The organism is Nocardiopsis sp. N85 (assembly GCF_028882275.1).
Lineage (GTDB): Bacteria > Actinomycetota > Actinomycetes > Streptosporangiales > Streptosporangiaceae > Nocardiopsis > Nocardiopsis lambiniae.
On the sequence record NZ_JARBUT010000012.1, the window covers coordinates 64,217 to 89,339 of the forward strand.

The following is a 25,123-nucleotide window of genomic DNA, read 5'->3' on the forward strand; positions in this document are numbered from 1 at the left end:
GCGACCGATCCATGAAATCCCTCTCCGACATCGCGACCGTCACGGTCCGCGAGCTGCGCCCCATCATCCGCGGCCCGCTCTTCCTCGTGGTCAGTCTCATCCAACCGCTGGTGTTCCTGGGCCTGTTCGGCCCGCTGCTCGCCGGAGCCGTCGACGAGTCCGCCTTCGGCGGCGGGAACGCGCTCCAGTGGTTCGTGCCCGGCATCGTGGTGATGATCAGCCTCGTCGGCACCTCGACCATGGGGTCCAACCTGCTCACCGAGATCCAGACCGGCGCCCACGAACGCCTTCTGGTCACCCCGCTGACCCGTGGATCCATGCTCATCGGCCGCGCCCTGAAGGAGTTCGCGCCACTGGTGATCCAGGCCCTGGTGATCGTCCTGGTGGCCATGCCGTTCGGATTCTCGTCCGATCCGCTCGGCACCGTCCTGGGTGTCCTCCTGCTCGGCGTGCTCGGCATCGGCCTGGGCGCGCTGTCCTACGCGTTGGCCATCGCCGTGCGCCACCAGGAGTGGGCCTTCTGGGGCATCCAGCAGACCCTGCTGTTCCCCGTGCTCATCCTCTCCGGCATCCTGTTGCCGGTCGACGCCGGCCCCGGCTGGCTGGCGACGGTCGCCTCGTTCAACCCGCTCACCTACGTGGTCGACGCGGAGCGGGCGCTGTTCGCCGGGCACATCCTCACCGCCGAGGTGGGATGGGGCGTCGTGGCGGCCGTGCTCGTGGCGGCCCTCGGGCTCTTCGTCGGGGTGCGCTCCATACGCAGGTCACCGGTGTGACCGCCGGCCGTCGTCCCGCCCCCGACCCCCGGGGGCGGGACGACGCCGTGCCCGGGGGGCGAAGACGTCACAGCCATCGGGCCAGGACGCGGCCGGTGTGCGTGTCCTGGCGGGCCACCCGGGCCGGCACACCCTGGGAGACCACCTTGCCGCCCCCGGCCCCGCCCTCGTCACCGAGTTCCACGATCCAGTCGGCGGCGACCATGACGGCCGCGTGATGGGTGACCGCCACGACCGTCCCCCCGCGCTCCACGAGCCTGCGCAGCACGGTGTTCAGACGGGCGACGTCGGCCGCGTGCAACCCGTAGGTGGGTTCGTCCAGCAGGTACACCGTCCCGGGGACCGTGTCACCGGACAACTCCCGGGCGAGTTTGAGTCGCTGCGCCTCCCCACCCGACAGGGTCGTGGCCGGTTGGCCCAGCAGGAGATAGCCCAAACCCACGTCGACCAGCGACCGGAGCGGTCCGCTCACGCCCTTGACGTCGGAGAACACCTCGGCCGCGCGCTCGGCGGTCAACCCCAGCACCTCGGAGATGTTCAACCCGCGCACGCGGGCGCGCAGCGGTTCCCGTGAGAACCGGGCCCCGTCACAGGTCTCACAGGGCAATTCCACGTCGGGCAGGAAGAACATCTCCACCTGCACGACCCCCGCCCCCTCGCACGCGGGACAACGCCCACCGGCGTTGTTGAACGAGAAGTCCCCCGGGCCGAGCCCGGCGTCGGCGGCCTCCGGGGTCGCCGCGAACATCTTCCGCAGCCGGTCGAACACCCCCAGATAGGTGACCGCGTTGGAACGGGGGGTCCTGCCGATGGGTGCCTGACCGACGGTCACCAGGCCGGTCACACCCTCCAGACCCGACACCGAGGAGCATCGCGGCGCGGGCCGGTCGTCGGCGCCGGCGGCGGCCGCCAGCGCCGGTTCCAGCACGTGGGTCACCAACGAGCTCTTGCCGGCTCCCGACACCCCGGTCACACAGGTCATGGCGTTCATGGGGAAACGCACCGACACCGAGCGCAGGTTGTTGCCCTCCGCCCCGGTGAACTCGGCGAAGGTCCACCCCGGATCCTCCGCGGACCGCGGCCGCGCTCCCTCGCCGTTCGGGGCGGACAGGTACGGTGCCGTCACCGACTCCGCGACCGACGCCAACTCCGCCGCCGGACCCGAGTGGATCAACCTCCCCCCGTGGACGCCCGGACCGGGGCCGATCTCGATCACCCAGTCCGCCGCGGCGATCACGTCCAGGTCGTGCTCCACCACCAGCACGGTGTTGCCCTGGTCCCGCAGGGAGCGCAGGGCGTCCAACAGGCGGCCGGTGTCGCGCGGGTGCAGACCCGCGGAGGGCTCGTCGAACACGTACATGAGGCCGAACATCTCCATGCCCAGATGGGTGGCCAGCCGTACCCGTTGGGCCTCGCCGCCGGACAGGGTCGGCACGGGACGGTCCAGGGTCAGGTACCCCACGCCCACCCGTACCAGGTCGTCCAGTCGACCGCGGATCTCGGCGACGCCCAGCGCGGCGCGCGGATCTCCCGCCGTCGTCGCCGCCAGCTCGTCGGTCCACGCCAGCGCGTCGGCGATCTCCATCCGGCACACGTCGGCGATGTTCCGGCCGGCCACCAGCACCGACAACTGCGCGGACGAGAGGCGGCCGCCACGGCAGTCCGGGCACACCGAGGTGCTCATGAACGCGGTGGCGCGCGCCCGAGCGGCCTCGCCCGAGGCGTCGCGCAGGGACAGGGCCAACCACGGCAGCACTCCCACGTACCGGGTGTCGCGCACACGCGCCTGGCCGCGAATGGTGAGTTCCGCCCGCAGTTCGGCGCCCTTCTCGTGCAGCATCCGGTGTCGCACCCCGGGGTCCAACGACGACCAGGGGCGGTCCGGATCCGCGCCCAACGACTCGGCGAACCGCAGCGACAACTCGTGTTCCACCGTCGTCCGCCGGTCCCGCCAGGGGCGCAGGACCCCGTCCCGCAGGGAGCGGGACGGATCGTCCACGACCAGCGCGGGATCCCCGTGAAGGGAGGTGCCCAGCCCTTCACAGGTCGGGCAGGCGTGCGCCGACGAGTTGAACGAGAACGCGCGGGCCGTCATCTCCGGAACGTCCGCGGAGCCGTCCGGGGAGCCCAACACCGCGAACAGCGACCGCAGATGGTCGTGCGTGTTCGTGGCGGTCCCCACCGTCGACCGCGGGTTGGTCGCCGCCCGCGTCTGGGCGACCGCGACCGAGGCGCACACCCCTGAGACCGAGTCCACGTCCGGGCGCATCGAGCCGCCCACCAACCGGCGGGTGAACGCCGACAGCGGTTGCAGGTGCCGTCGCTGGGCCTCGGCGTACACCGTCCCGTGGACCAACGAGCTCTTGCCCGAGCCCGAAACCCCGGTCACCACCACCAACGCGCGGTGCGGCAGGTCGACGTCCAGGTCGCGCAGGTTGTGCACGCGCGCGCCGCGGACCCGCAGCAGGTCGGGGGGCGCGTTCCGGGAACGGTCGATCGGCTCCGCCATGGGCGTCCCTCCACCTCGCGTTCGCTGTTCGCCGCACCAGCCTAGACCGGCGCCTCTTCTCCCGGGTTGCCCTCCTCCTTCTCCTCGATCGCCCTTCTCCATTCGTGCTCAACCCCGATCGAACAGCAAGACGGAAGAGGACGGGGTCTCATCCGCGACACACGATGGGGCGATGTCCGGAGTCCGTTCTCGAAAGGAGCGCCGATGCGGTCACCGTTCCACGCGCTGAGGGTCGTCGTGGCCCTCGTCCTCCTCGGTACCCTCGCCGTCCTCACCCAGCGGCCGACCCCCGACGAAGCGGAGGCCGCCGACCGCGCGGCCGCGTTCTCCTTCTCACGGCTCAGCCTCAACGAGGAGCCGTCCGACGCCGCGCACCGCCGCGAGGTGGCACCCGACCTGGAGCACTTCGCGGGATGGATATCGGCGGTCGGCGCGGCGGTCTCCCTCACCGACCTGCGTGGGAACGGCCGGTCCGCCGACGCCTGCCTGGTGGATCCGCGCGACGACGGCGTCACCATCAGGGCCGTCCCCGGCTCGGACACCGAGGAGTACCCGCCGGTCGAACTCCGGCCCGTGGACCTGCCCTACGACCGGACGATGGCACCCATGGGATGCACCCCGGCCGACCTCGACGAGGACGGCGACATGGACCTCATCGTCCACTACTGGGGGCGCTCGCCGGTCCTGTTCCTCAACACCGCGGGTCCGGGCGACGGTTCCGCGCCCACCGCCTCCTGGTTCACCGCCCACGAACTCGTGCAGCCGATGCAGGTGTGGAACACCACCACCCTCAACGCGGCCGACATCGACGGGTCCGGTCATCTGGACCTCCTGGTCGGCAACTACTTCCCCGACGGCGCCCGTGTCCTGGACCCCGAGGCCGACGACGAGACCCGCATGCAGATGCAGGACGGCATGGGGCTGGCGAGCAACGCGGGCCGCAACCGGCTCCTGCTCACCGAACCCACGGGCACCCCGGACACCCCGCCGCGGATCATCGACGCCGGTACCGCCCTGCCGGAGGAGGCGGTCACGGGGTGGACCCTGGCGACCGGCCTTCAGGACCTGACCGGGAACGGGGCGCCCGACGTCTACATCGCCAACGACTTCGGCAACGATCACCTCCTGGTCAACCGCTCCACCCCCGGTGACGTGTCGTTGGAAGTGGTCCGAGGCGATCGCGACCTCGTCACCCCCAAGTCCGGCGTGCTCGGCAACGATTCCTACAAGGGCATGGGAGTGACCTTCACCTACACCGACGGCGCCGCCCTGCCCACCATCGTGGTCAGCAACATCACCACCCCCTACGCGCTGCACGAGAGCAACTTCGCGTTCGTTCCCGACGGCGACGGCGCCGATCTGCTGGAAGGGCGCGTCCCCTACCGTCAGGACAGCGAGAGTCTGGGACTGTCCCGGGGCGGTTGGGCCTGGGACGTCAAGGCCGGGGACTTCGACAACGACGGTGTCGACGAGCTGATGCAGGCCACCGGCTTCCTCAAGGGGGACGTCGACCGCTGGCCCCAGCTCCAGGAACTGGCCATGGGCAACGACGAACTGCTGCGGTACCCGTGGGCCTGGCCCGTCTTCCGCGAGGGTGACGACCTGTCCGGGCACGAGCACAACCCCTTCTGGGTCCGCGGTGCCGACGGCCGTTACGCCGACCTGGCCGCCCCGTTGGGCCTGGACACCACCGATGTCTCCCGTGCCATCGCCCTGGGCGACGTCAACGGCGATGGCCTGCTCGACGCCGTCGTCGCCAACCAGTGGGAGGATTCCGCGGTTCTGCTCAACGACTCCACCGAGGCGGCGCCGGGAATCGTGCTGCGCCCCCTCGTCCCGGCCACGGCGGCCGAGGACCGGTGGCGGCCCGCGATCGGCGCGACGGTGACCGTCCGCGACGGCGGCTCTCCCGCCCAGACCCGCCAGCTCTTCCCCTCCAACGGCCACACCGGTGTCTCCGCCGAGGAACTGCACCTGGCCGCGCCCGAGACCGGATCGCTTCCGGTCACCGTCACCTGGCGGTCCACCACGGGGGCCCTCCACTCCGTCGACCTGGACCTGTCGCCGGGCACCCGCACCCTCCACCTCGACGACGACGGAACGGTGAAATGACGACGACGAGACCTTCGAGCCCGCAGACCACAGCCCCGGCGGGGGAGCCGGTCGCCCCGCCTCCGCCCGCGACGGACACCAGGGTCAAGGCCCTGCGCATGTTCGCCACCAGCATCACCGCGTTCACCGTGCTCGGTCACCTGTTCCTCGGTTTCGAGCAGTCCGCCGTGACCCCGATCGCGGTCGTGCTGGTGGGCTACGCCGTGGACCTGCTCATGGAGACCCTGGGCGCCCGGGCCGAGGGCCGGCGTCCCGGGTACGCCGGCGGACCCGGCGCCCTGGTCACCTACCTGCTGCCCACCCACATCGCCGGTCTGGCCTGCGCGATGCTCCTGTGGGGTAACGAGTCGCTGTGGCCCTACCTGTTCGCCGTCACCGTCGCGGTCGTCGGCAAGCACCTCATCCGCATCCCGGTGAACGGTCGCCGCCGGCACGTGCTCAACCCGTCGAACTTCGGGATCGTCGTCACCCTTCTGCTCTTTCCCTGGGTGGGCATCGCGCCGCCCTACCACTTCACCAACAACATCTCGGGGGCGCTGGACTGGTTGCTGCCGCTCGGCGTCCTCATGGCCGGGACCATGCTCAACATCCGGTTGAGCGGCAGGTGGCCGCTCATCCTCGGCTGGGTCGGAGGCTTCGCCGGCCAGGCGGTGATCCGCTGGCTGGTGCTGGACCACGCCCTGGTCGCGGCCCTGCTGCCGATGAGCGGTCTGGCGTTCATCCTGTTCACCAACTACATGATCACCGACCCCGGCACGACCCCGACGCGGCCCCGGAACCAGGTGATCTTCGGGGGCGCCGTGGCGGCCGTCTACGGGCTGCTGGTCACCTGGCACATCGTCTTCGGCCTCTTCTTCGCCCTGGTGATCGTCTGCGCGCTGCGCGGTGTGATCCTCCTGCTCCCCCTCCCCGCCCGCCCCACCGCCGTTCCACGTCAGGAAGGACGATCATGATCCGAACCCACCGCCCCCGATCCCTGGACCTCCTCAACACCCGTGGTCACCGGAGCGGGCTCGCCCTGTTCATGGTCATCGTCGTGGCCCACTGGGCGGAGCACCTGGCCCAGGCCGCCCAGATCTACATCTTCAACTGGCCGATCCCGGAGGCCCGGGGCGTACTGGGCCTGCCCTTCCCCTGGCTGGTCACCTCCGAGTGGATGCACTACGGATACGCGCTGCTCATGCTGGTGGGCCTGCTGCTCCTGCTGCCGGGGTTCACCGGGCGTTCCCGCACCTGGTGGAAGATCTCCCTGGGCATCCAGATCTGGCACCACTTCGAGCACCTGCTCCTGCTCCTCCAGGCGCTGTCGGGGATGAACATCGGCGGTGGCGATGCCCCGACCAGCCTCGTCCAGTTGCTCGTTCCGCGGGTGGAACTGCACCTGCTCTACAACGCCCTGGTCTTCGCACCCATGGTGGTGGCCGTGCTGCTGCACCGCAGACCCCGCGCGGACGAGCGCGCGGCCATGGCCTGCGGGTGCGCCGCCCATGAGGACGAACCGGAGCACGTGAGGTGAGACGTCGTCGCTTCGGGCCCTTCGAGGTGGTGATCCTGCTCGCCGCACTGTGTCTGATCGCGGTGGGGGCGAGCGGGTTCGACCAGGCCGTCCGCGCGGCGCGCGCGGACGGCGCCCCCGGTCGCTTCGCCGTCACCTCTTCCGACTGCGTCAGCCACCTGGGCCACAGTTCCTGTACCTGTCTGGGCGACTACGCGGCGGACGACGGCTCGGTCCGGCTCACCGGGGTGCCGCTGGTCGGGGGCGGTGACGACTGCACCGCGGGCACGGTCAGGGGTGCGGTCGACATCGGTGTCGAGACCCGTGTCGTCGACCCCGGGGGTTCCGGCGAATGGGTCGTCACCGCCTTGATCCTGTCGGCGGGGACGGGGCTGGCCCTGTGGGCCGTCATCCCTCTACTGCGCCGATCGCGCGTTCGTTCCGCGGCGCGGTGAAGGCCGTCCGGGGTCCGGTCGGGCGGGGGCCCCGCCCCAGGACCTCGCGGGCCAGGCGGGCGAGGTCGTCGGAGGAGCCGTTGACCGCGCTGTCGCGTCGCCAGACCAGCAGGTGCCGCAGCTGTATCGGCTCGCCCTCCAGCCGGCGGATCACCACCTCACCGCCGGTGTCGAAGTCCGATTGGCAGGGGGCGATCGCCCGACGCCGGGCGATCAGGTCGCGGATCTCCGAGCGCTCGTAGAGCCGGTAGGGCACCTGGGGGGTGAACCCGGCCCGCTGGCAGGCCAGGTAGAAGCACTCCGGCCAGCCGGTGCCGTCGGGCGGGGTCAGCGCCCACGGGCAGTCCGCCAGGTCGCTCAGGGCGACCGACGGTTTGTCGGCCAGGGGGTGGCCGGCCCACAGTGCCACGTGCAGCGGTTCCACCGCGAGCATCGCCCAGGACAGCGGTCCGTCCGTGGACAGGTCGCGGTCCACGTAGTCGATGGTGGTGCCCAGGTCCAACCGCCCCGCCCGGACCAGGTCCGTGACCAGCTTGGGGGAGTACTCGGTGCGCACGTGGACCGGCACGTTGGGGAAGATCTCCGGCAGCCGCGCCGACAGCTCTATCGCCAGCGGCCCGACCCCGCCCACTCGCAGCGTCGTGGGCGAGGCACCGCGCGCGGTGATGTCGTGCAACAGGTCGTCCATGGACAGCAGGACCGCGCGGGCGCGCACCAGGACGAACTCGCCCAGCTCCGTCGGGCGCACCCCCGAACGTCCGCGGTGGAACAGGGCGCCGCCCACCTCCCGCTCGATCCGTTGGAGCTGGGTGGTCAGGGCGGGCTGCGACGTGGAGAGCGCGGCGGCCGCCCTGGTCACGCTTCCGGTGTCGGCCAGGAGGCAGATGGTGCGCAGGTGGCGGAGTTCGAGGTCCATCACATCCTCCTGTGCCGGTCACCGGACGGCGGACGGGACTCTCCGGGGGCGCCCGGTGGCCCCTGTCGACTGTACAACGCGGTTCTGTGGGGCGGATGTGACTCCCATGCACACCACTCGGGGAAGGGCGTCCTCCGTGGGAGCGGAGTCGGGTCGTCGGATTCTTCCTTCGGAGCGCTGAGAGGGGTCACAGCGTGGAATCTAGGCGCTCCGAGCGCCGGTGTACAGATGTGCTGGGCGAAGCGATGGGAGGGAACGCACCGTACAGCTCTCCGGGGCGAGCGGTCGCCGATGTCGAAGTCGCGCGCCGGCGCGCGGTCCTTCGTGGGGTAAAGTGCCGTTCGTCACCTTATAGTTGGACGTCCTACTACATTCTCGCGGCGATCCCGCGGGAGTGGCGCGGAACCGGTGGGAGAACTCATGGCGGTCGAACGCATGCTGCGCACACCCGAGGCGGAGCAGCTCTTGGAACTGACCCGCGAGCTCGTGGACAAGGAGCTCGCCCCGCGCGCGGCCCGGGACGAGGAGACGGGGGCCTTCCCCCGCGATCTGTTCCGTACCCTCGGCGCGGTCGGCCTGCTCGGCCTGCCCTTCGACGAGGAGTACGGAGGCGGCGGCCAGCCCTACGAGGTCTACCTCCAGGTCGTGGAGGAACTCGCCCGGGGATGGCTCGCGGTCGGTCTCGGCGTCAGTGTCCACACCCTGTCCTGCTACCCCATGGCGGCCTTCGGCTCCGACGCCCAGAAGGCCGAACACCTGCCCGCCATGCTCGGCGGCGACCGACTGGGCGCCTACTGCCTGTCGGAGGCGGCCTCCGGCTCCGACGCCGCAGCCCTCACCACCCGCGCCGAGCGCGACGGGGACGGCTACCGGATCAACGGCGCCAAGGCGTGGATCACCCACGGGGGCGAGGCCGACCACTACACCCTGTTCGCCCGCACCGGCGGCCCCGACTCCGGCGCGCGCGGTATCGGCTGCCTCCACGTCCCCGCCGACGCCCCGGGCCTGTCGGCGGCCGCGCCCGAACGCAAGATGGGCATGTGCTCCTCCACCACCGCCGGGGTGCTCTTCGACGACGTCCGCCTCGACGCCGACGCCCTCATCGGCGAGGAGGGCGAGGGGTTCGGTATCGCCCTGTCCGCCTTGGACTCCGGCCGGCTCGGTATCGCCGCCTGCGCCGTCGGCCTCGCGCAGGCCGCCTTCGACGCCGCCCTCGCCTACTCCCGCGAGCGCCGTCAGTTCGGTTCGGCCATCGGTGACCTCCAAGGGGTGGGCTTCATGCTCGCCGACATGGCCACCCAGATCGCCGCCTCCCGCGAGCTGTACCTGGCCGCCGCCCGCCTGCGCGACGCCGGTCGGCCCTTCTCCCGGCAGGCCGCCATGGCCAAGCTCATGGCCACCGACACCGCCATGAAGGTCACCACCGACGCCGTCCAGGTCTTCGGCGGCTACGGCTATACGCGCGACTTCCCGGTCGAGCGCCACATGCGCGAGGCCAAGGTCCTCCAGATCGTCGAGGGCACCAACCAGGTCCAGCGCCTGGTCATCAGTCGCCATCTCGCCCGCGGCGCCGAGGCCTGACCGTGAGGATGCGCGGTGGCCTCTCCGACGGGTCCGACCCACGGCCTGCCCCGACGCCCACCGGCTGCCTTCTGCGGGATCCGTCGGCCTGCTCGGGAATCCACCGCGCGCGACCGGACGGACGACCGTGAGGCCTCCGGGGCGTCCTCGCGGTGAGGGCCGCCCCGGACCTCAGCGGCGCAAGAGGTCCAGGGTGGCCGACGGGGGGTGCAGCACCGGGGTCACCGGTCGGTCGGTCAGCGCCGCGAACGCCGCCCGGTACTCCTCGCCCCGATCCAGATCCGTCAGCCAGGACGCCTTCGGGTCGCCGCCGCCGGTCCACGACACCAGCCGCGCGTCGGTGTGCGGCGGGCTCACCGTCACCCGGCGCAACCCTCCGGAGAGCCCGAGCCCCGTGGCCTTGAGAAGGGCCTCCTTGCGCGCCCAGTAACCGAAGAACGCGCCCACCCGCGCGTCCGATGACAGCGTCTTCCACGCCTCGTGCTCGGTGTCGGACAGGGTGTAGGCCGCCAGCCCCTCAAGGTCCCGCGACTCCGCCACCCGTTCGACGTCCACACCCACCGGGACCCCCTCGGCGAGGACCAGGACCACCCAGTCGCCCGAGTGGCTCACCGAGATCTCCCACCCCGCCGCCGCGCCCGTCGGATGCGGTTTGCCGTGCGGTTCGGAGTCGCGTTCGGCACCGGCCAGCTCCTTGTCGTCGCACGAACGGCACCGGAGCTCGAAGGTCACCTCCCGGGGATCGCATCCCACGCGTTCGGCCAGCACCGACCGGGCCATCGCCCGGCCCAACAGATGGCGGTCCCGGTCGGCCTTGTGCAGGAACCGGTCGCCTCGGGCCCGCTCCCGCTCGTCCAACAGGTCCGACAGTCGATCCATGGCCGAGGACGTGTGCGCCCACCAGACCTCGGGCGTCAAGCGAGGGAGAGTCATGTTCTCAATTGTGGACCGTGTGGCGGCGCGATCGGGGTGTGAGAGGGCGCGGAATCGGGAATCCGGTAAAGGACAGGTCAGCCCGTCCCCTGGGGAGGCCGGAGATGTCCGTTGTGATGTTGTTCGGAGCCGGAGCACTCGTCGGGCTGGTGGCCCTCACAGCGGTCATCCTGGTGACCCTCCTGACCGAGGACCCCGACCACATCGACACCCTCGACACGGAGGAGCCGGAGGAGGAACGCCCGGTCATCGACCGGTCCGTACTCTAGACGCGGTGCGGGACCCACCCGTGCCCCCCTCGGAGTACGGAAGGTCAGATCCATGGTCGAGGAGAACCGTCCGGCGTTCGCCGCCGAACGCCGAGAGCGCATTCTCGAACTCGTGCGCGCCAACGGCACCATGTCCCTGCGGGACATCGCCGTCAAGGTGCACGCCTCCGAGGTCACCGTGCGCCGGGACGTGCGCGCCCTGGAGACGGAGGGGCTCGTCGACCGCCGCCGCGGGGGAGTGGCCCTGCCCGGACGGATCGGGCACGAGCAGAGCTACATCGGCCGCAGCGGACAGTGCGCCGCGGAGAAGGCCGCCATCGCCGTCTCCGCCGCCCGCCTCGTCCGGCCCGGCGACGCCGTCACCATCGGTCCCGGCACCACCACCGAGGCCCTGGCCAGGGAACTGGCCGCGCGCACCGACATCACCGTCGTCACCAACTCGCTGCGGGTCGCCGAGGCCCTGGCCTCCGCCGTCGGGGTCGAAGTGGTGGTCACCGGCGGCACCCTGTACGGGCCCGCACGGGCCCTGGTCGGCGCCGCCGCCGAGCAGAGCCTCACCGGTCTGCGCGTCACCCGCGCCTTCCTCTCGGGCAACGGGGTCAGCGCCGAACGCGGACTGAGCACCCCCAACCCCGCCGTCGCCGGTGTGGACGCCGCACTGGCCGCCTGCGCCGAGGAGACCGTGGTCCTGGCGGACCACACCAAGATCGGTGCCGACACCATGGTCGCCACCGTCCCGCCCGAGGAGATCGCGCACCTCATCACCGACAGCAGCGCCGACCCGGAGGTCCTCATGACCCTGGAGGAGACCGGCGCCCTGGTCCACGTCGCCGTCGTCGCGCAGGAGCGCGGGCAGTGAATTTCCACCCGTTCGCCCCTTGAGAGCGCGTACCCTACCGTTCACGCCCATTGTGCCGTCGGTGCCCGATGGGTGATCCCGAACGCACTCCGCACCCCGACCCCTTCATCCACCGGCAGGAGCCGCCGAGCATGCCCTCTCCATCGACGCCCCCGGAGCACTCCCCGTCCGCGCCGGTGCGCGTCACCCCCGAGCCCGTGGCACTGCCCGAGCCCTGGTCGTCGGCGCGGCTGACGGTGGTCGTGCCCACCTACGACGAGGCGGAGAACCTGCCGGTGCTGGTCCGGCGGCTCATGTCCCTGGACCTGTCCGGTCTCAGGGTCGTGGTCGTCGACGACAACTCCCCCGACGGCACCGGCGAGGTCGCCGACAAGCTCGCCGTGGAGTTCCCCGGACGGGTGTCGGTGCTGCACCGCACCACCAAGGACGGCCTGGGTCGCGCCTACGTGGCCGGCATGACCCGGGCCCTGGAGGACGGCGCCGAGTACGTCGCGCAGATGGACGCCGACCTCAGCCACCCGGTCGGGTACGTCCCCCAGCTGCTCGGCACCCTGCTGTCGACCGGCGCGGGGGTCGTCATCGGCAGCCGGTACGTGCCCGGCGGCAGTCTGTCCGAGCAGTGGGGTCTCAAACGCCGACTGCTCAGCGGGTGGGCCAACACCTACGTCAAGACGGTGCTGTCGATCCCCGTCCGCGACGTCACGGCCGGTTTCAAGGTCTGGCGGGCCTCCGCCCTGGAGGTGCTGGACCTGGCGAGCATCGAGAGCACCGGGTACGCCTTCCAGGTGGAGATGCACTACCGGGCCTTCCGCCGCGGCCAGAAGATCATGGAGATCCCCATCCACTTCGAGGACCGTGTCATCGGTCAGAGCAAACTCGACGGCGCCGTCGCCCTCGAAGCGGCCCTGCGTCCGTTGCGCCTGCGCCGCGCCGAGAACTTCCGCCGCTGACCGTCGTCCCGGGCCGCCTCCTGCGAAAACCACCGTCGAACCGCGATGATCGGAGGACGACGGGGAAGGGGAGGGGTGTCGTGACCGAACGATCCCACGCCGTCGACGACGTCCCGGGGAAGGACCCCCGGGAGAACGCGATCGCCGGGACCGGGATCCGCGCGGACCCGGTCCGGGGCCGTGCGTTCGAGGACGACGAGGACCGGGACGGGGCGGGCGTTTCCGAGGAGGCACGGGAGGAGAACGCCCCCGTCCCCGAGCGCGGGGACCGGGACCCGGACGGCCCGGGTATCCGGACCGGCGCACTCCACGAGGATGACGCCTGAGACAGGGGGACCCGATGACCGAGCCCTACGATGTGGACACCGATATGGGGGACGATCCGGAGCGCAGCCTGATCGAGGAGCGCGAACGGCGGATCGAGAACGACCACGGAATCGAAGGCTACGCGTTCGAGGACGACGACAGCCGCGGAGAGCGCGGGATCGATCGCGCCGTGGCCGACGAGCGCAGCGACGTCCTCCCCCGCCAGAGCTGGGACGTGGAGGCCCCCTCCGCCGAGGAGGAGGCCCTGCGGGTCGAGGGCGACGGCTCGGTCGCCGAGGACGCCTCGGTCCGCGACCCGGGACGGGGCCGTACGAGGGGCCACCGGGCGGATTCGCCCCGTGGAAGGGACGACCGTACCCGGGATCCGGACCCCGACGCGTACGTTCCGGACGCCGATGACCCCAGGGACACGGGGGCGCCGGACGTCTGATCCGGCGGTCCGCGCGGCGGGGCCGCCGCCCGTCAGCCGTTCCGGCCCGAGCGGGGGTCGCCGGGGACGTCCCCGGCGGTCGACCCCGGGCAGGAGCGCAGCGGCGGCCCCGACACCCCGCAGAACCGCAGGGTCCGTTCCCGGCCGTCCGGCGGTACCGCGCCGACCTCCCGCGGAGGGGAGCCCCGCCCGGAGGCCTCGCCGGCCCCCGGCATCCGCCCCCGGGGGAGCAGGAGGGCGCACAGGGAGGCCGCCACGCACATCCCCGCCAGAACGAGCATCGCCGGGCCGAACCCCGCGATCAGCGAACCCGCCTCGGCGCCGCCCCCCGTCTCTCCGCCCCCGACGATCCCCGCCAGCGCCGGGATGGCCGCCACCCCGATGAGCTGGGCGCCACGGGCGAAGGTGTTGTTCACCCCCGACGCCACCCCCGCGTGCCGTTCCGTGACCGACGCCAGCACGGTCGCGGTCAACGGCGCCACCGTGGTGGCCAACCCCAACGCCACCAGCAGCACCCCCGGCAGGACCTCGGTGAGGTAGGGCGCCTCACGGCCGATCCGGGACAACAGCCACAACCCCGCCGCCACCGACAGCGGACCCGCGATCAACTGGGGCCGGGGACCGATCCGGGACGCCAACCTCCCGGACCGCGCCGACAGCGCCAACATGAGCAGGGTGATCGGCAACGACGCCGCCCCGGCCGCGACGGGGGAGTACCCCGCCACTTCCTGGAGGTAGATCACCAGCAGGAAGAACAGCGTCCCCAGCGAACCGTAGATGAGCACGGTCGCCGCGTTCGTCGCGACGAACCCTCGCGAGGAGAACATCCCCAGCGGGAGCATGGGATCGGCCACCCGCGTCTCCACCACCAGGAACAGCGCCAGCGCGAGCACGCCGACGGCCGTGCCGACCCACACCGCCGCAGTGGCGCCGACCGCACCCCACTGGATGAGCGCGTAGGTGATGCCACCCAGGGCCGCGACGCCCAGCAGCGCTCCGGGAAGATCCAGTCGGCGTGCCGCCTCGGGGTCGCGCGACTCGGGCACCTTGAACCACGCGATGGCCAGTACCGCGAGCGCCAACGGCACGTTGATGAGGAAGATCAGCCGCCAGTCGCCGATCTGGACCAGCCACCCGCCGACGAACGGGCCGATCGCCGAGGCCACCCCGGTCAGCCCCGACCAGGCGCCGATGGCCCGTGCCCGGTCCTCCTCCCGGAAACCCGCCTGGAGGATCGCCAGGCTGCCGGGGGTCAACAGCGCCCCGCCCACCCCCTGGGCGACCCGGCCCGCCACCAGCCACTCCAGGGTCGGCGCGAACACGCACAGCGCCGACGCCAGAGCGAACACGGCCACGCCCCACATGAACAGCCGCACCCGACCGAACCGGTCCGACAACGAGCCGCTGAGCAGGATGAGCGCGGACAGCGTCACCATGTACCCGTTGACGATCCACTGGAGCCCGGCCAGACCGGTGTCCAGGTCCTCCCGAATGGCCGGCAACGCGACCGTCACCACGGTCGAGTCCAGGAACGCCATCCCCGAACCGAGCACCGTGGCGGTCAGCATCCACCTCGCCTCGGGCGAACCCCAGGCCACGCCCCCCGCCGCGACCGGAACCGACGTCGAATCGCTCACCGGACCCCACCTCCTCGCCCCACCGTACGGTGAGGACCCCCGCTCCGGCGGGGGTCCTCACCTCTTCCGTCCCGTGTGTCGAGGTGATCGGCGGGAGGGGCCTACTCGCTGGCCAGCGCCCCGGTGATCGAGGTGCCCGCGGCCCGGCGGGCGGGCAGCACCGCCGCGATCAGCCCGGCCAGCAGCGCCAAGGCGATGAACACCGCGATCTGGTCGACCGGGGCGGAGAACACCATCCCCGGCAGGACCGAGTCCGCGGCGGCCCAGCCGAACACCACGCCGAGCACGATCCCGATACCGGCGCCGATGAGGCACAGCAGCACCGCCTCGACGCTGAGCATCCGCCGGAGCTGCGCCCTGGTCAGTCCCAGGGCCCGCAGCAGGGCGGACTCACGGGTGCGCTCCAGGACCGACAGCGCCATGGTGTTGGAGATGCCGAACACCGCGATGATGATCGCCAGGCCCAGCATCGCCGCCACCGTGTAGAAGGCGATGTCCAGGACCTCGGAGAACTGGTTCTTCATCTCGGCGACCGACACGACCTGGAGGGTCGGGTACCCGTCGACGGCACCCATGACCGTCTCGCGCACCAGGGCCGGATCGGCCTCGTCCTTCGCGATCACGAACAGCGCGCGGTCCTCGGTGATCTCCGGGAACGCGGCGGCGAAGTCCTCCGGGTCGATGACGGCGCCGTTCAGCCTCTGCGCGTCCTCGGTGATCGCGACGACCTCCAGGTCGAGGTCGCGGCCGTCCCACAGGCCCGGCACACCGAAGGTGTCGCCCACCTTCGCGCCGTCGGCGTAGCCCTCCGACAGCACGACCTTGCCGGGGCCCAGGTCGGTGAGTTCGCCCTCGACGGTGTCGGCCGTCAGGTCGACGCCCAGCCGACCGTTGACGTAGGTGGTGACCGGCAGGAGATCGTCCCCCTCCGTCGCCAGGGCCACACCGCGGTCGGCCATGACGCGCTCCAGCACGTCCTGTTCCTGGAGCAGGGCACGCACCTCGGTCGGGATGCCCGGGTCCAACGGCCAGGCCATGCCCTCGACGTCGTCGGTCCCGGTCTCCTCGCCGAGGGCGTCCTCGGTCCCCTCGGCGGCGCCCCCGTCCTCGGGGATCTCCTCGGTCCCCTCGCCGGCGATGGCCTCGGCGCCGTACTGGGCCATGATCTGGTAGTCCACCGGGAACCGGTCTTCGAGCTCCTCGGTCAGGGTCGCCTCGGTGGAGGCGCTGACCACCGAGTAGCCGGTGATGAGCGTGGCGCCCACGGTCAGGGCGATCATCGCGGTGGCGGCCCGGCGCGGACTGCGCACGGAGTTGTCCACCGCCAGCATGCTCGGCACGCCCACCCTGCGCAGGGGCGCGCCCACCACGCGCACGATCCCGCGCACCAGCAGCGGACCCAGCACCACCACACCGACGAACGCGACCAGCGCGGCGGCGGTCACGACGACCGGACCGAGCGGGTCGGGCCCGGTGGCCTGGCTGAAGCCGACCAGGGCGGCCGAGACGGCGAAGGCGGCCACCCCGAGGACCACGCGGATCCAGCCGGTGCCCTTCTCCAGCCCGGCGGCGGTCGCGCTGGTGCGCAGCGCCGCCAGCGGGGCCACCCGGGTCGCCCGGGTGGCGGGTACCAGCGCGGAGAACACGGTCACGGTGGTGCCCAGGACCAGGCCGACGGCCACCGCCAGAGGTGTGATCACCAGCGTGGAGCCCTCCGTGCCCAACAGCGGGCCGCCGAAGGTCGCTCCGGCCAGTCCGATGCCGATGCCCGCCAACACGCCCAACGCCGACGCGACCAGACCCACGACCACCGACTCGGCCAGCACCGACCGGAACACCTGGGAACGCTTGGCTCCCACGCACCGCAGCAGGGCCAGCTCGCGCTGACGCTGGGCGATGAGGATCGCGAAGGTGTTGTAGATGACGATCCCGGCCACGAACATCGCGATGAACGAGAACAGCAGCAGGACGACCCGCAGCATCTCGGTGTCGGCGCCCGACCCCTCGGCCATGGCCAGACCGAACTCCTCGCCGGTCGACACCTCGAAGTCCGGCCCGAGCACGGTGGAGACCGCCTCGACGACCTGATCGTCGGTGTGGCCCTCCGAAGCGATCACGTCGATCTCGGAGTAGCCCTCCGCCCCGGTCATCTCGCGCAGGGTGGCGGTGTCGAACACGACCGTGCCGAGCTGGCTGTAGGTCCGGTCGGCGCCGAAGTCCACCAGGCCGGTGAGCTCGAAGTCCCGTTTCTCCTGTTCCCGGTCGAGCACGGTGACGGTGTCACCGATCTCGAAACCGATCTGTTCGGCGGTGGAGGTGGCCAGGGCGATCTCGCCGCCGCCGACGGGCAGGCGCCCCTCGTCGGCGGAGAACCGGCTGTGCTCCTCGATGGAGACCGCGGCCGGAGGGGCGAAGCCGAAGGCGCGCCCCTCGCCGTCCAGCAGGACCGCCTGGCCCTGGGCCATCCCGCCGGCACCGGAGACCTCGGGCAGCCCTCGGATCGCCGTCAGGTGTTCCTCGGTGAGGGGGACCGTCTCCCACGGCTCGTCGAGGCCCTCGGGTTCGGTGTGGGTGTCGACGGCGATGGCGTCGACGCTGGTGGCCGACCCCATGACGGTCTTCTCATAGCCCGCCTTGAGGGTGTCGGCGAAGACCATGGTGCCCGTGGTGAACATGACGCCGAGCATGATCGCGAGCACGGTGGTGACGTACCGGGACTTGTGCAGGCGCAGCCCGGCCAGTGTGGTGCGCAACATCTCAGGCCTCTTCCAGCTTGAGCAGTCGGGCGGAGACGAGTTCCGCCGTGGGCTCGGAGACCTCGTCCACCAGACGCCCGTCGCGCAGGAACACCACCCGGTCGGCGTAGGAGGCGGCGATCGGGTCGTGGGTGACCATGACGATGGTCTGGTGCATCTCCTCGGCGGAGGTGCGCAGGAACTCCAGCACCTCGGAGCCCGACCGCGAGTCCAGGTTTCCGGTGGGTTCGTCGGCGTAGACCACCTCCGGGGCGCTGAGCAGGGCGCGGGCCACGGCCACGCGCTGCTGCTGGCCGCCGGAGAGCTTGGCGGGCAGGTGGTGCAGCCGCTCGCGCAGCCCCACGACCTCGACGACGCGGTCGAACCGCTCCCTGTCCACCTTGCGCTTGGCGATCTGGGAGGGCAGCAGGATGTTCTGCTCGGCGGTGAGCATCGGCAGCAGGTTGAACGACTGGAAGATGAACCCGATGCGGTCGCGGCGCAGCAGGGTCAGCTCGGCGTCGCGCAGACCGGTGATCTGCGTCCGACCGAGGTGCACGGTCCCGGAGGAGGGCACGTCCAGCCCGGCCAGGCAGTGCATGAGCGTCGACTTGCCCGAACCGGAGGGGCCCATGATCGCGGTGAACGCCCCTCGGTGGAACTCCACGTCCACCCCGTCCAGGGCGTGGACCCGGGTCCCCCCGGTGTCGTAGATCTTGGTCAGCCCCCGGGCCACCACCACCGGCGGCGGTGCGACCGGGGAACGGGGGTCCGATGCGGGTGCGTTCACGATGGACGACTCCAGACGATGTGCGGGAACACGGAAGGTTCGGGTGCCGATCCGGGAGCGACGCCCGGCCTCGTCACCGATGTCCTTCACGCTAGGTCCGGAAAAGCCCCTCCGCCTCGGCCCACAGGACGGTTCCCACCCTCGTCCAAAGGAATGAGGCCGGGCGGTCCGGCGACTCCTTCGTCAGGGGTGCCCCCCTACTTTCGTCGGGGTCCGGGCCGGTACCGAACGTGGCGGAGGCCCCCGCGCGCGTGCGTTGACCTGCGAGGGCGACGAAGGTCGAAGGGCTCCCCGGTGCCGGCCGGTTCACCGGCGCGGAGCCGGGGCCGCCATAGACTCCGCACCATGTGGACCTGGTTGGACGAGCGGGGGCGGGCGTTCGGCTCCCTGTGGACGCGCAACGGCCGTTGGTGGTGGGAACGCAGACTGGTCATCGCCGACTGGCTCTACGCGGTGCTCCCCCTGCCCTTCAGCGGCCTCCTCCAGCTCGCCTCCGCCGCCTCCGACGAGGTGGGCCTCCTCCGCGGACTGCCCGCCACGGCCCTGGCCGCGCTGGGCGGGGCGAACGTCCTGGCGGGCCTCATCGGCGCCTTCGCGATCTACGTGCTCCCGGCCTTCTGGGCCGCGGTGACGGTGCTGCTGCGCCGTGTCGACCCGCGCTGGCCGATGATCACCGCGTTCGGGCTCCTGGCGCTGTTCGGCAACTTCGTCCCGGCGGCCATCGCCCTGTACTCCTACGCCGTCTACTTCTCGAACCGCAGGATCCTCCTCGGCTGGCTCGCGGCCCAGAGCCTGGCCATGGTCGCCGCCTACCAGGCGACCTTCCTCGGCCACTTCTTCCTCATCATCGGGTTCCTCGTGATGCCGTTGGTCCTGGGACTGTGGGTGGGCACCCGGCGCCAGCTCATCGACCGCCTCCACGAGCGGGCCGAACGCCTGGAACGCGAGCAGCATCTGATGGCGGACCAGGCCATCACCGCCGAGCGCACCCGCATCGCCCGGGAGATGCACGACGTGGTCGCCCACCGGGTCAGCCTCATGGTGCTGCACGCCGGCGGTCTGGAGGTCTCCACCGACGACCCCCGCACCGTCGAGACCGCCGGGCTCATCCGCACCACCGGCCGCGAGGCCCTGGCCGAACTGCGCGGCATCCTCGGCGTCCTGCGCGACGACGGCGCGGCCGCGCCCACCGCTCCCCAACCCGTCCTGTCCGACCTGGACCGGCTGCTGGCCGAGTGGCGGGCGGCGGGGATGGTCATCGAGCGTCACGAGACAGGGGACGCGCGCCCCCTGCCCGGGGCCGTGCAGCGCACCGCCTACCGCATCGTCCAGGAGGGGCTCACCAACGCGGCCAAACACGCCCAGGGCGCACCGGTCACCGTGCTCGTGCACCGGGCCCCGGACCGCGTGGAGGTGGAGGTCTCCAACGGGCCGGCTCCGGTCCCCGCCGGGTCCCCCGCGCCGCGCAGCGGATTCGGCCTCACCGGTCTGCGCGAACGGGTCGTGCTGGCGGGCGGGGACCTCACCGCCGGGGTGTGCCCGGACGGCGGCTGGCGGTTGCGCGCTATCGTGCCGACCGACACACCCGCAGGCGACGAGGAGGCCGCCCCGTGATCCGTACCGTCCTGATCGACGACGAACAACTGGTCCGATCGGGGTTGCGGATGATCCTGGACTCCGCCCCCGACATCGAGGTGGTGGGCGAGGGCGGCGACGGCGCCGAGGCGGTCCGCCTCGCCGAGGAACTCGCGCCGGACGTCGTGCTGCTCGACATCCGCATGCCCGGTGTGGACGGCCTCACCGCCGCCGGTCGCCTGTCCGCCCTGCCCGATCCTCCGCGCGTGGTGCTGCTGACCACCTTCGACCTGGACGAGTACGTGCACGCGGCGCTGCGCGCCGGAGCCGTCGGCTTCCTGCTCAAGGACACCCCGCCGCGCGACCTCATCTCCGCGGTGCGCACCGTGCACGAGGGCAACGCCATGCTCTCGCCCAGCGTCACCAAACGCATGCTGGAGCGCTTCGCCTTGCCCGCCCCCGCCGACTCGGCCGAGGGGCGGGCCGCCGCCGGACGGCGCCTGGAGGTGTTGAGCGAGCGTGAACGGGCCGTGCTGATCGCCGTCGCCCAGGGCATGTCCAACGCCGAGGCGGGCCGCGCCCTCGGTATGCGCGAGGCCACCGTCAAGGCCCACGTCAGCCGCGTCCTGGCCAAGCTGGGCATGTCCAACCGGGTCCAGGCCGCCATCCTCGCCCACGACGCCGGTTGGGCCTGACCGGGTGACCCCCGTCACCCGGACGAACCCGCTCATGTCGGAACCCCACAGGAAGCCGGGGAGGAGTCCTGTACCCGGTCGCGATTGCGCCCACCCCGGGTGGCCTCGATACGCTGCAATGCGATCCCCGACCTCGTCACGTGTCGTGGCCGCTCACGCGCGGCCGCGGGTAGAACAGGAGCCCTTATGTCCCGCTCGGTACTGGTCACCGGCGGCAATCGCGGTATCGGCCTGGCCATCGCCCGTGAACTGGCGGCCGGCGGCGATGACGTGGCCGTGACCTACCGGTCCGGCGAGCCCCCGGAGGGCCTGCTCGGGGTGCGCTGCGACATCACCGACTCCGCCCAGGTCGACGCCGCCTTCAAGGAGGTCGAGGAGGCGCAGGGGCCCGTCGAGGTCCTCGTCGCCAACGCCGGGATCACCAAGGACCAACTGCTCGCCCTCATGAGCGAGGACGACTTCTCGTCGGTGCTGGACACCAACCTCACCGGCTCCTTCCGGGTCGCCAAGCGCGCCGTGCGCGGCATGATGCGCAAGCGCTCCGGCCGTATCGTCCTCATCTCCTCGGTGGTGGGCCTGCTCGGCTCCGGCGGTCAGGCCAACTACGCCGCCTCCAAGGCCGGTCTCGTCGGCTTCGGTCGTTCCCTCGCCCGTGAGCTGGGCTCGCGCAACATCACGGTCAACGTGGTGGCCCCCGGGTTCATCGAGACCGACATGACGGCGGCCCTGCCCGAGGCCCGACAGACCGAGATCAAGAAGAACATCCCCCTGGGCCGCTACGGCACCACGGACGACATCGCCCGCACGGTGTCCTTCCTCGCCGGGCCCGGCGGCGCCTACATCAGCGGCGCGGTCATCCCCGTCGACGGCGGCATGGGCATGGGCCACTGAGCCGGCCCCTCCCACCGCCTCTCCCAGCAGCGCAGACACAGGACGGACAACCCGACACCATGGGACTTCTCGAAGGTAAGCGCATCCTCGTCACCGGGGTGCTCACCGACTCCTCCATCGCCTTCCACGTGGCCCGCCTGGCCCAGGAACAGGGCGCCACGGTCGTACTCACCGGTTACGGCCGACTCAGCCTGGTGGAGCGCATCGCCAAGCGTCTGCCCGAGCCGCCCCCGGTCCTGGAGCTGGACGTCACCGACGACGAACAGCTCTCGACCCTGGCCGCGCGGGTGAGCGAGCACGTCGACGGCCTCGACGGCATCGTCCACTCCATCGGTTTCACCCCGCAGGACGCCCTGGGCGGCAACTTCCTCAACACCGAGTGGTCGGACGTGGCCACCGCCATGCACACCTCGACCTTCTCGCTGAAGTCGCTCACCACCTCGCTGATGCCGCTCATGAAGAACGGCGGCTCGGTCGTGGCGTTGGACTTCGACAACAGCGTCTCCTACCCCATCTACGACTGGATGGGCGTGGCCAAGTCCGCGCTCACCTCCACCGCCCGTTACCTGGCCCGCTACGTCGGCGAGCAGGACATCCGGGTCAACCTGGTCTCGGCCGGCCCGCTGAGCACCATGGCCGCGCGCAGCATCCCCGGGTTCGAGGAGCTGGCCAAGCACTGGCCCGAGCGCGCCCCCCTGGGCTGGGACGTCTCCGACCCCGAGCCGGCCGCGAAGGCCGTCGTGGCCCTGCTGTCGGACTGGTTCCCGGCCACCACCGGTGAGGTCGTCCACGTCGACGGCGGTTTCCACTCCACCGGCGCCTGACGACACTGCTAGGTTGACGCGGTCGGCCCCTTCCGGGGGTCGGCCGCGCGTCGTCTTCGGGGCGGTCGCGCGGACGCGAAGCCAGAGAAGGGACGGGGCATGGATCTGGGGCTGTCGGGGGCCAGGGTCATGGTGACGGGCGCAAGCCGGGGGATCGGCCGGGCCATCGCCGAGGTGTTCGCCCGCGAGGGCGCCGACCTGGCCCTGTGCGCCCGGGGGGCAGAGCCCCTGGCCGAGACGGCCGGGGAGCTGAGCGCCACGGGCGTCACGGTGTTCGCCCGTCCGCTGGACGTCACCGACCACGACGCGCTGCCGGGTTTCGTGGACGACGCGGTCACCGCCCTGGGCGGTCTGGACGTCCTGGTCTCCAACGTGTCCGGTGGCAGCGCCCCCACCCCCGACCAGTGGGACCGCGCCCACGCCACCGACCTCGTCCCGTTCCTGCGGCTGACCGAGGCGGCCGAACCCCACCTCAAGGCCTCCTCGGTGGGCGGGTCGGTGGTGCTGATCTCCACCACCTCGGCCCTGCACGTCACCCGGCCCGCCGGCGCCCACGCCTATGGCGCGATCAAGGCGGCCCTGAACCACCACGCCTCCTCCCTGGCGCGCGCCTGGGCGCCGGAGGGGGTGCGGGTCAACACCGTCTCGCCGGGGCCGATCGAGTTCCCGGGCGGTGGCTGGGCCCGACGCCGCGAGAACGACCCCGACTTCTACGAGGGCGTCCGCTCGCGCGTCCCCACCGGCCGGCTCGGTCGCCCGGAGGAGGTCGCCCGCGCGGTCGTCTTCCTGGCCTCCCCGGCGGCGACCTTCGTCACCGGCCAGAACCTCGTCGTCGACGGCGGGTTCCTCGACCGGGTCTGACCCCGGGCCGGGTCGGCGCGCCCGTCCTCCGCGCGCGGCGTTCCGCTGGTCGTTGCGACGTCACCGCCGCCGGATGGCCGCGTGTCCTCCACGCGCGGCGGCGTCCGGGCCGGGGCTCCGTGCCCCGGCCGCCTGCGGGGCGCCGACACGGCCGCGCCGGGCCAGGGGTGACAGGCCTCGCACCGCCAGGACCGCGCCCAGGACCCCGCCGGCCGTCACGGCCACGGTGACGTCGGGGAACCACAGCAGGGACGCGCGCGGCCCGAGGAACGACAGCGTCCCGACGGCCGCGACCACGGCGAGCACCCCGAGAACGCCCAGGACGGTCCGGGTGCGCCCCCGCCCCGGCCGCAGGGCCGCCGCGCCCAGGGCCGGCGCGGTCCCCGTGGCGCCCCACACGACGGCGGGGGCGATCCATCCGGCGGCGGGTTCCTCCACGGGGACGTCCACGAGCAGCCGGGCCAGGTCGAAGGCGATCCGCTGGAGGTCCCCGTCGGCGGCCACCGCGTAGGCGTTCTGGAGCACCACGACCGCCCGCGCGCGTTCGGGGAGCACCACCACCATCGCGGCGTGGCCGGGGGTGGCGCCGCCGTGGAACACGACGGGCTCCTCCGTGCCGGACAGCACGGTCTCCCGCCAGCTCAGGCCGTAGGTCTGCGTCGACCCCGGCACCGGGACCACGCCCTCGCGCATGGCGGCCAGGGTGTCGGCGTCCAGGAGCGGCGGCTCCGGGTCGAGCTGGAGCCGGGCGAAGGCGGCCAGGTCGTCGAGGGTCCCGCCGAGGTAGCCGTAGGTGACGCCCTCGTCGTCCACCCCGTCGGCGTCGGCGACCGGCCGGCCCCACAGGAACCGGTGTCCGGGGGTGAGCCCGGCGGCCCGGGCCTCGCGCGCGTCGGTGAACGCGCCGGACATCCCCGCCGGTTCCAGGACCGCCTCCCGCAGGTGGCCGTGCGGGTCCCCGGTGACGTCCTCGATCACGGCGCCGAGCAGCACGTGGTTCGCGCTGGAGTACTCGTGCGTTCCGGGTTCCCCGGTCGGCACGTCGGCCAGCAGGGCGACCCGCCCGTCGAGGTCCATCGCGTCCTCCCCGTACCGGTCGGTCACCGCGAAGGCGGCGCGCTCGGGGATCCCGGAGGTGTGCGTCATCAGGTGGCGGACGGTGATGTCGCGCCCGGCGAAGGCGGGCAGGTGGTCGCCCACCGGCGCGTCGAGGTCCAGCCCGCCCTCCTCGGCCAGGACGACGGCGGCGGTGGCGGTGACCGGCTTGGCCACCGACCCCCACAGGAAGGCGGTGTCGGCGTCCACCGGCTCCCCGGCGCCGTCGACCCCGGTGCGGAAGGCGTGCTCCACACCGTCGGGGCCGACCACGGCGTAGGCCAGGCCGGGGACGTCGAGCGCCGCCGCGTGGGCTTCGGCGTGGGCGTCCATGGCGTCGACCGGCGGGGGAGGGGCGAGGGCGAGCAGCAGGGCGAGTGGGAGGCGCATCGGGTTCCCTTCGATAAC

The 25,123-nt window shown here is 72.1% G+C and carries 23 protein-coding genes; 16 read left to right on the forward strand and 7 right to left on the reverse strand.

The genetic code is table 11. The features are described 5' to 3' along the window. Positions 1 to 11 precede the first annotated feature (11 nt). Positions 12 to 776 carry an ABC transporter permease gene (locus tag PWG71_RS17715; protein WP_274810889.1) on the forward strand — a complete coding sequence of 255 codons (765 nt, stop codon included), beginning with the start codon at positions 12 to 14 and terminating at the stop codon, positions 774 to 776. A gap of 67 nt (positions 777 to 843) precedes the next feature. Here the strand turns inward: PWG71_RS17715 and PWG71_RS17720 are convergent, their stop codons facing one another. Continuing rightward, positions 844 to 3,285 (reverse strand): excinuclease ABC subunit UvrA, encoded by a 2,442-nt coding sequence (locus PWG71_RS17720; RefSeq protein WP_274810890.1) that lies wholly within the window; start codon positions 3,283 to 3,285, stop codon positions 844 to 846. Positions 3,286 to 3,489: 204 nt separating this feature from the next. Here PWG71_RS17720 and PWG71_RS17725 point away from each other — a divergent pair, with 204 nt between their 5' ends. Genes PWG71_RS17725 through PWG71_RS17740 form a run of 4 tightly spaced genes read left to right on the forward strand, consistent with a single transcriptional unit; the run spans position 3,490 to position 7,347 of the window. Next, a complete protein-coding gene (locus PWG71_RS17725; RefSeq protein ID WP_274810891.1) occupies positions 3,490 to 5,397 on the forward strand; it encodes an FG-GAP repeat domain-containing protein in 1,908 nt (635 codons plus the stop codon). After that, positions 5,394 to 6,350 carry an enediyne biosynthesis protein UnbU gene (locus tag PWG71_RS17730; RefSeq protein WP_274810893.1) on the forward strand — a complete coding sequence of 319 codons (957 nt, stop codon included), beginning with the start codon at positions 5,394 to 5,396 and terminating at the stop codon, positions 6,348 to 6,350. Before PWG71_RS17725 ends, PWG71_RS17730 begins: the two co-directional genes overlap by 4 nt. After that, positions 6,347 to 6,913, forward strand: a complete 567-nt coding sequence (locus tag PWG71_RS17735; RefSeq protein ID WP_274810894.1) for a hypothetical protein — start codon at positions 6,347 to 6,349, stop codon at positions 6,911 to 6,913. The genes PWG71_RS17730 and PWG71_RS17735 overlap by 4 nt, the downstream gene beginning before the upstream one ends. Beyond that, on the forward strand, positions 6,910 to 7,347 hold the full coding sequence (locus PWG71_RS17740) for a hypothetical protein (protein ID WP_274810895.1): 438 nt from the start codon (positions 6,910 to 6,912) through the stop codon (positions 7,345 to 7,347). The genes PWG71_RS17735 and PWG71_RS17740 overlap by 4 nt, the downstream gene beginning before the upstream one ends. On the opposite strand, the gene PWG71_RS17745 is transcribed toward PWG71_RS17740, so the two are convergent. Beyond that, entirely contained in the window at positions 7,301 to 8,263 is a 963-nt protein-coding gene (locus PWG71_RS17745; RefSeq protein ID WP_274810896.1) for a LysR family transcriptional regulator, read from the reverse strand. The genes PWG71_RS17740 and PWG71_RS17745 overlap by 47 nt on opposite strands. A gap of 420 nt (positions 8,264 to 8,683) precedes the next feature. Between PWG71_RS17745 and PWG71_RS17750 the strand changes: the two genes are divergently transcribed. Continuing rightward, positions 8,684 to 9,844, forward strand: coding sequence for an acyl-CoA dehydrogenase family protein (locus tag PWG71_RS17750; RefSeq protein ID WP_274810897.1), 1,161 nt, complete (start codon positions 8,684 to 8,686; stop codon positions 9,842 to 9,844). Between the two features lie 171 nt (positions 9,845 to 10,015). On the opposite strand, the gene PWG71_RS17755 is transcribed toward PWG71_RS17750, so the two are convergent. Next, complete coding sequence (locus PWG71_RS17755) at positions 10,016 to 10,777, reverse strand: 4'-phosphopantetheinyl transferase family protein (protein WP_274810898.1); 762 nt, start codon at positions 10,775 to 10,777, stop codon at positions 10,016 to 10,018. A 104-nt stretch (positions 10,778 to 10,881) separates the two neighbouring features. On the opposite strand from PWG71_RS17755, the gene PWG71_RS17760 reads away from it, so the two are divergent. The 5 genes from PWG71_RS17760 (at position 10,882) to PWG71_RS17780 (ending at position 13,612) form a co-directional block, all read left to right on the forward strand. After that, positions 10,882 to 11,046, forward strand: coding sequence for a hypothetical protein (locus PWG71_RS17760; protein WP_274810900.1), 165 nt, complete (start codon positions 10,882 to 10,884; stop codon positions 11,044 to 11,046). A 52-nt stretch (positions 11,047 to 11,098) separates the two neighbouring features. Then, positions 11,099 to 11,905, forward strand: coding sequence for a DeoR/GlpR family DNA-binding transcription regulator (locus PWG71_RS17765; RefSeq protein WP_274810902.1), 807 nt, complete (start codon positions 11,099 to 11,101; stop codon positions 11,903 to 11,905). A gap of 131 nt (positions 11,906 to 12,036) precedes the next feature. After that, positions 12,037 to 12,855, forward strand: coding sequence for a polyprenol monophosphomannose synthase (locus PWG71_RS17770; protein ID WP_274810903.1), 819 nt, complete (start codon positions 12,037 to 12,039; stop codon positions 12,853 to 12,855). Between the two features lie 80 nt (positions 12,856 to 12,935). Next, positions 12,936 to 13,181 (forward strand): hypothetical protein, encoded by a 246-nt coding sequence (locus PWG71_RS17775; protein ID WP_274810905.1) that lies wholly within the window; start codon positions 12,936 to 12,938, stop codon positions 13,179 to 13,181. Positions 13,182 to 13,195: 14 nt separating this feature from the next. Then, positions 13,196 to 13,612 carry a hypothetical protein gene (locus tag PWG71_RS17780; protein WP_274810906.1) on the forward strand — a complete coding sequence of 139 codons (417 nt, stop codon included), beginning with the start codon at positions 13,196 to 13,198 and terminating at the stop codon, positions 13,610 to 13,612. Between the two features lie 32 nt (positions 13,613 to 13,644). On the opposite strand, the gene PWG71_RS17785 is transcribed toward PWG71_RS17780, so the two are convergent. The 3 genes from PWG71_RS17785 to PWG71_RS17795 form a co-directional block, all read right to left on the reverse strand. Further along, positions 13,645 to 15,249: an MFS transporter gene (locus PWG71_RS17785; RefSeq protein WP_274810907.1), complete on the reverse strand. Its 1,605-nt coding sequence runs from the start codon at positions 15,247 to 15,249 to the stop codon at positions 13,645 to 13,647. A 101-nt stretch (positions 15,250 to 15,350) separates the two neighbouring features. Further along, entirely contained in the window at positions 15,351 to 18,005 is a 2,655-nt protein-coding gene (locus tag PWG71_RS17790; RefSeq protein ID WP_274810908.1) for an ABC transporter permease, read from the reverse strand. 1 nt (position 18,006) lies between these two features. After that, positions 18,007 to 18,774: an ABC transporter ATP-binding protein gene (locus PWG71_RS17795; RefSeq protein ID WP_274810909.1), complete on the reverse strand. Its 768-nt coding sequence runs from the start codon at positions 18,772 to 18,774 to the stop codon at positions 18,007 to 18,009. A gap of 345 nt (positions 18,775 to 19,119) precedes the next feature. Here PWG71_RS17795 and PWG71_RS17800 point away from each other — a divergent pair, with 345 nt between their 5' ends. The 5 genes from PWG71_RS17800 (at position 19,120) to PWG71_RS17820 (ending at position 23,620) form a co-directional block, all read left to right on the forward strand. Further along, on the forward strand, positions 19,120 to 20,388 hold the full coding sequence (locus PWG71_RS17800) for a sensor histidine kinase (RefSeq protein ID WP_274810910.1): 1,269 nt from the start codon (positions 19,120 to 19,122) through the stop codon (positions 20,386 to 20,388). Then, positions 20,385 to 21,044 carry a response regulator gene (locus PWG71_RS17805; RefSeq protein WP_274810911.1) on the forward strand — a complete coding sequence of 220 codons (660 nt, stop codon included), beginning with the start codon at positions 20,385 to 20,387 and terminating at the stop codon, positions 21,042 to 21,044. The genes PWG71_RS17800 and PWG71_RS17805 overlap by 4 nt, the downstream gene beginning before the upstream one ends. A gap of 186 nt (positions 21,045 to 21,230) precedes the next feature. Next, complete coding sequence (fabG, locus tag PWG71_RS17810; RefSeq protein ID WP_274810912.1) at positions 21,231 to 21,935, forward strand: beta-ketoacyl-ACP reductase; 705 nt, start codon at positions 21,231 to 21,233, stop codon at positions 21,933 to 21,935. Positions 21,936 to 21,994: 59 nt separating this feature from the next. Next, entirely contained in the window at positions 21,995 to 22,759 is a 765-nt protein-coding gene (gene fabI, locus PWG71_RS17815) for an enoyl-ACP reductase FabI (protein ID WP_274810913.1), read from the forward strand. Positions 22,760 to 22,858: 99 nt separating this feature from the next. Next, positions 22,859 to 23,620: an SDR family NAD(P)-dependent oxidoreductase gene (locus PWG71_RS17820; RefSeq protein WP_274810914.1), complete on the forward strand. Its 762-nt coding sequence runs from the start codon at positions 22,859 to 22,861 to the stop codon at positions 23,618 to 23,620. Positions 23,621 to 23,680: 60 nt separating this feature from the next. Here PWG71_RS17820 and PWG71_RS17825 read toward each other — a convergent pair whose 3' ends face one another. Beyond that, positions 23,681 to 25,105 carry a serine hydrolase domain-containing protein gene (locus PWG71_RS17825; protein WP_274810915.1) on the reverse strand — a complete coding sequence of 475 codons (1,425 nt, stop codon included), beginning with the start codon at positions 25,103 to 25,105 and terminating at the stop codon, positions 23,681 to 23,683. Positions 25,106 to 25,123: the final 18 nt, after the last annotated feature.

Excerpts from the sequence above, each read along its gene's own strand:
- PWG71_RS17765 (WP_274810902.1), top strand. The coding sequence starts at position 11,099 with ATGGTCGAGGAGAACCGTCCGGCGTTCGCCGCCGAACGCCGAGAGCGC.
- PWG71_RS17780 (WP_274810906.1), top strand. The coding sequence starts at position 13,196 with ATGACCGAGCCCTACGATGTGGACACCGATATGGGGGACGATCCGGAG.
- PWG71_RS17730 (WP_274810893.1), top strand. The coding sequence starts at position 5,394 with ATGACGACGACGAGACCTTCGAGCCCGCAGACCACAGCCCCGGCGGGG.
- PWG71_RS17755 (WP_274810898.1), bottom strand. The coding sequence starts at position 10,777 with ATGACTCTCCCTCGCTTGACGCCCGAGGTCTGGTGGGCGCACACGTCC.
- PWG71_RS17760 (WP_274810900.1), top strand. The coding sequence starts at position 10,882 with ATGTCCGTTGTGATGTTGTTCGGAGCCGGAGCACTCGTCGGGCTGGTG.
- fabI (WP_274810913.1), top strand. The coding sequence starts at position 21,995 with ATGGGACTTCTCGAAGGTAAGCGCATCCTCGTCACCGGGGTGCTCACC.
- PWG71_RS17725 (WP_274810891.1), top strand. The coding sequence starts at position 3,490 with ATGCGGTCACCGTTCCACGCGCTGAGGGTCGTCGTGGCCCTCGTCCTC.
- PWG71_RS17750 (WP_274810897.1), top strand. The coding sequence starts at position 8,684 with ATGGCGGTCGAACGCATGCTGCGCACACCCGAGGCGGAGCAGCTCTTG.
- PWG71_RS17820 (WP_274810914.1), top strand. The coding sequence starts at position 22,859 with ATGGATCTGGGGCTGTCGGGGGCCAGGGTCATGGTGACGGGCGCAAGC.
- PWG71_RS17720 (WP_274810890.1), bottom strand. The coding sequence starts at position 3,285 with ATGGCGGAGCCGATCGACCGTTCCCGGAACGCGCCCCCCGACCTGCTG.
- PWG71_RS17745 (WP_274810896.1), bottom strand. The coding sequence starts at position 8,263 with ATGGACCTCGAACTCCGCCACCTGCGCACCATCTGCCTCCTGGCCGAC.
- PWG71_RS17825 (WP_274810915.1), bottom strand. The coding sequence starts at position 25,105 with ATGCGCCTCCCACTCGCCCTGCTGCTCGCCCTCGCCCCTCCCCCGCCG.
- PWG71_RS17770 (WP_274810903.1), top strand. The coding sequence starts at position 12,037 with ATGCCCTCTCCATCGACGCCCCCGGAGCACTCCCCGTCCGCGCCGGTG.
- PWG71_RS17800 (WP_274810910.1), top strand. The coding sequence starts at position 19,120 with ATGTGGACCTGGTTGGACGAGCGGGGGCGGGCGTTCGGCTCCCTGTGG.
- PWG71_RS17790 (WP_274810908.1), bottom strand. The coding sequence starts at position 18,005 with ATGTTGCGCACCACACTGGCCGGGCTGCGCCTGCACAAGTCCCGGTAC.
- PWG71_RS17735 (WP_274810894.1), top strand. The coding sequence starts at position 6,347 with ATGATCCGAACCCACCGCCCCCGATCCCTGGACCTCCTCAACACCCGT.
- fabG (WP_274810912.1), top strand. The coding sequence starts at position 21,231 with ATGTCCCGCTCGGTACTGGTCACCGGCGGCAATCGCGGTATCGGCCTG.
- PWG71_RS17715 (WP_274810889.1), top strand. The coding sequence starts at position 12 with ATGAAATCCCTCTCCGACATCGCGACCGTCACGGTCCGCGAGCTGCGC.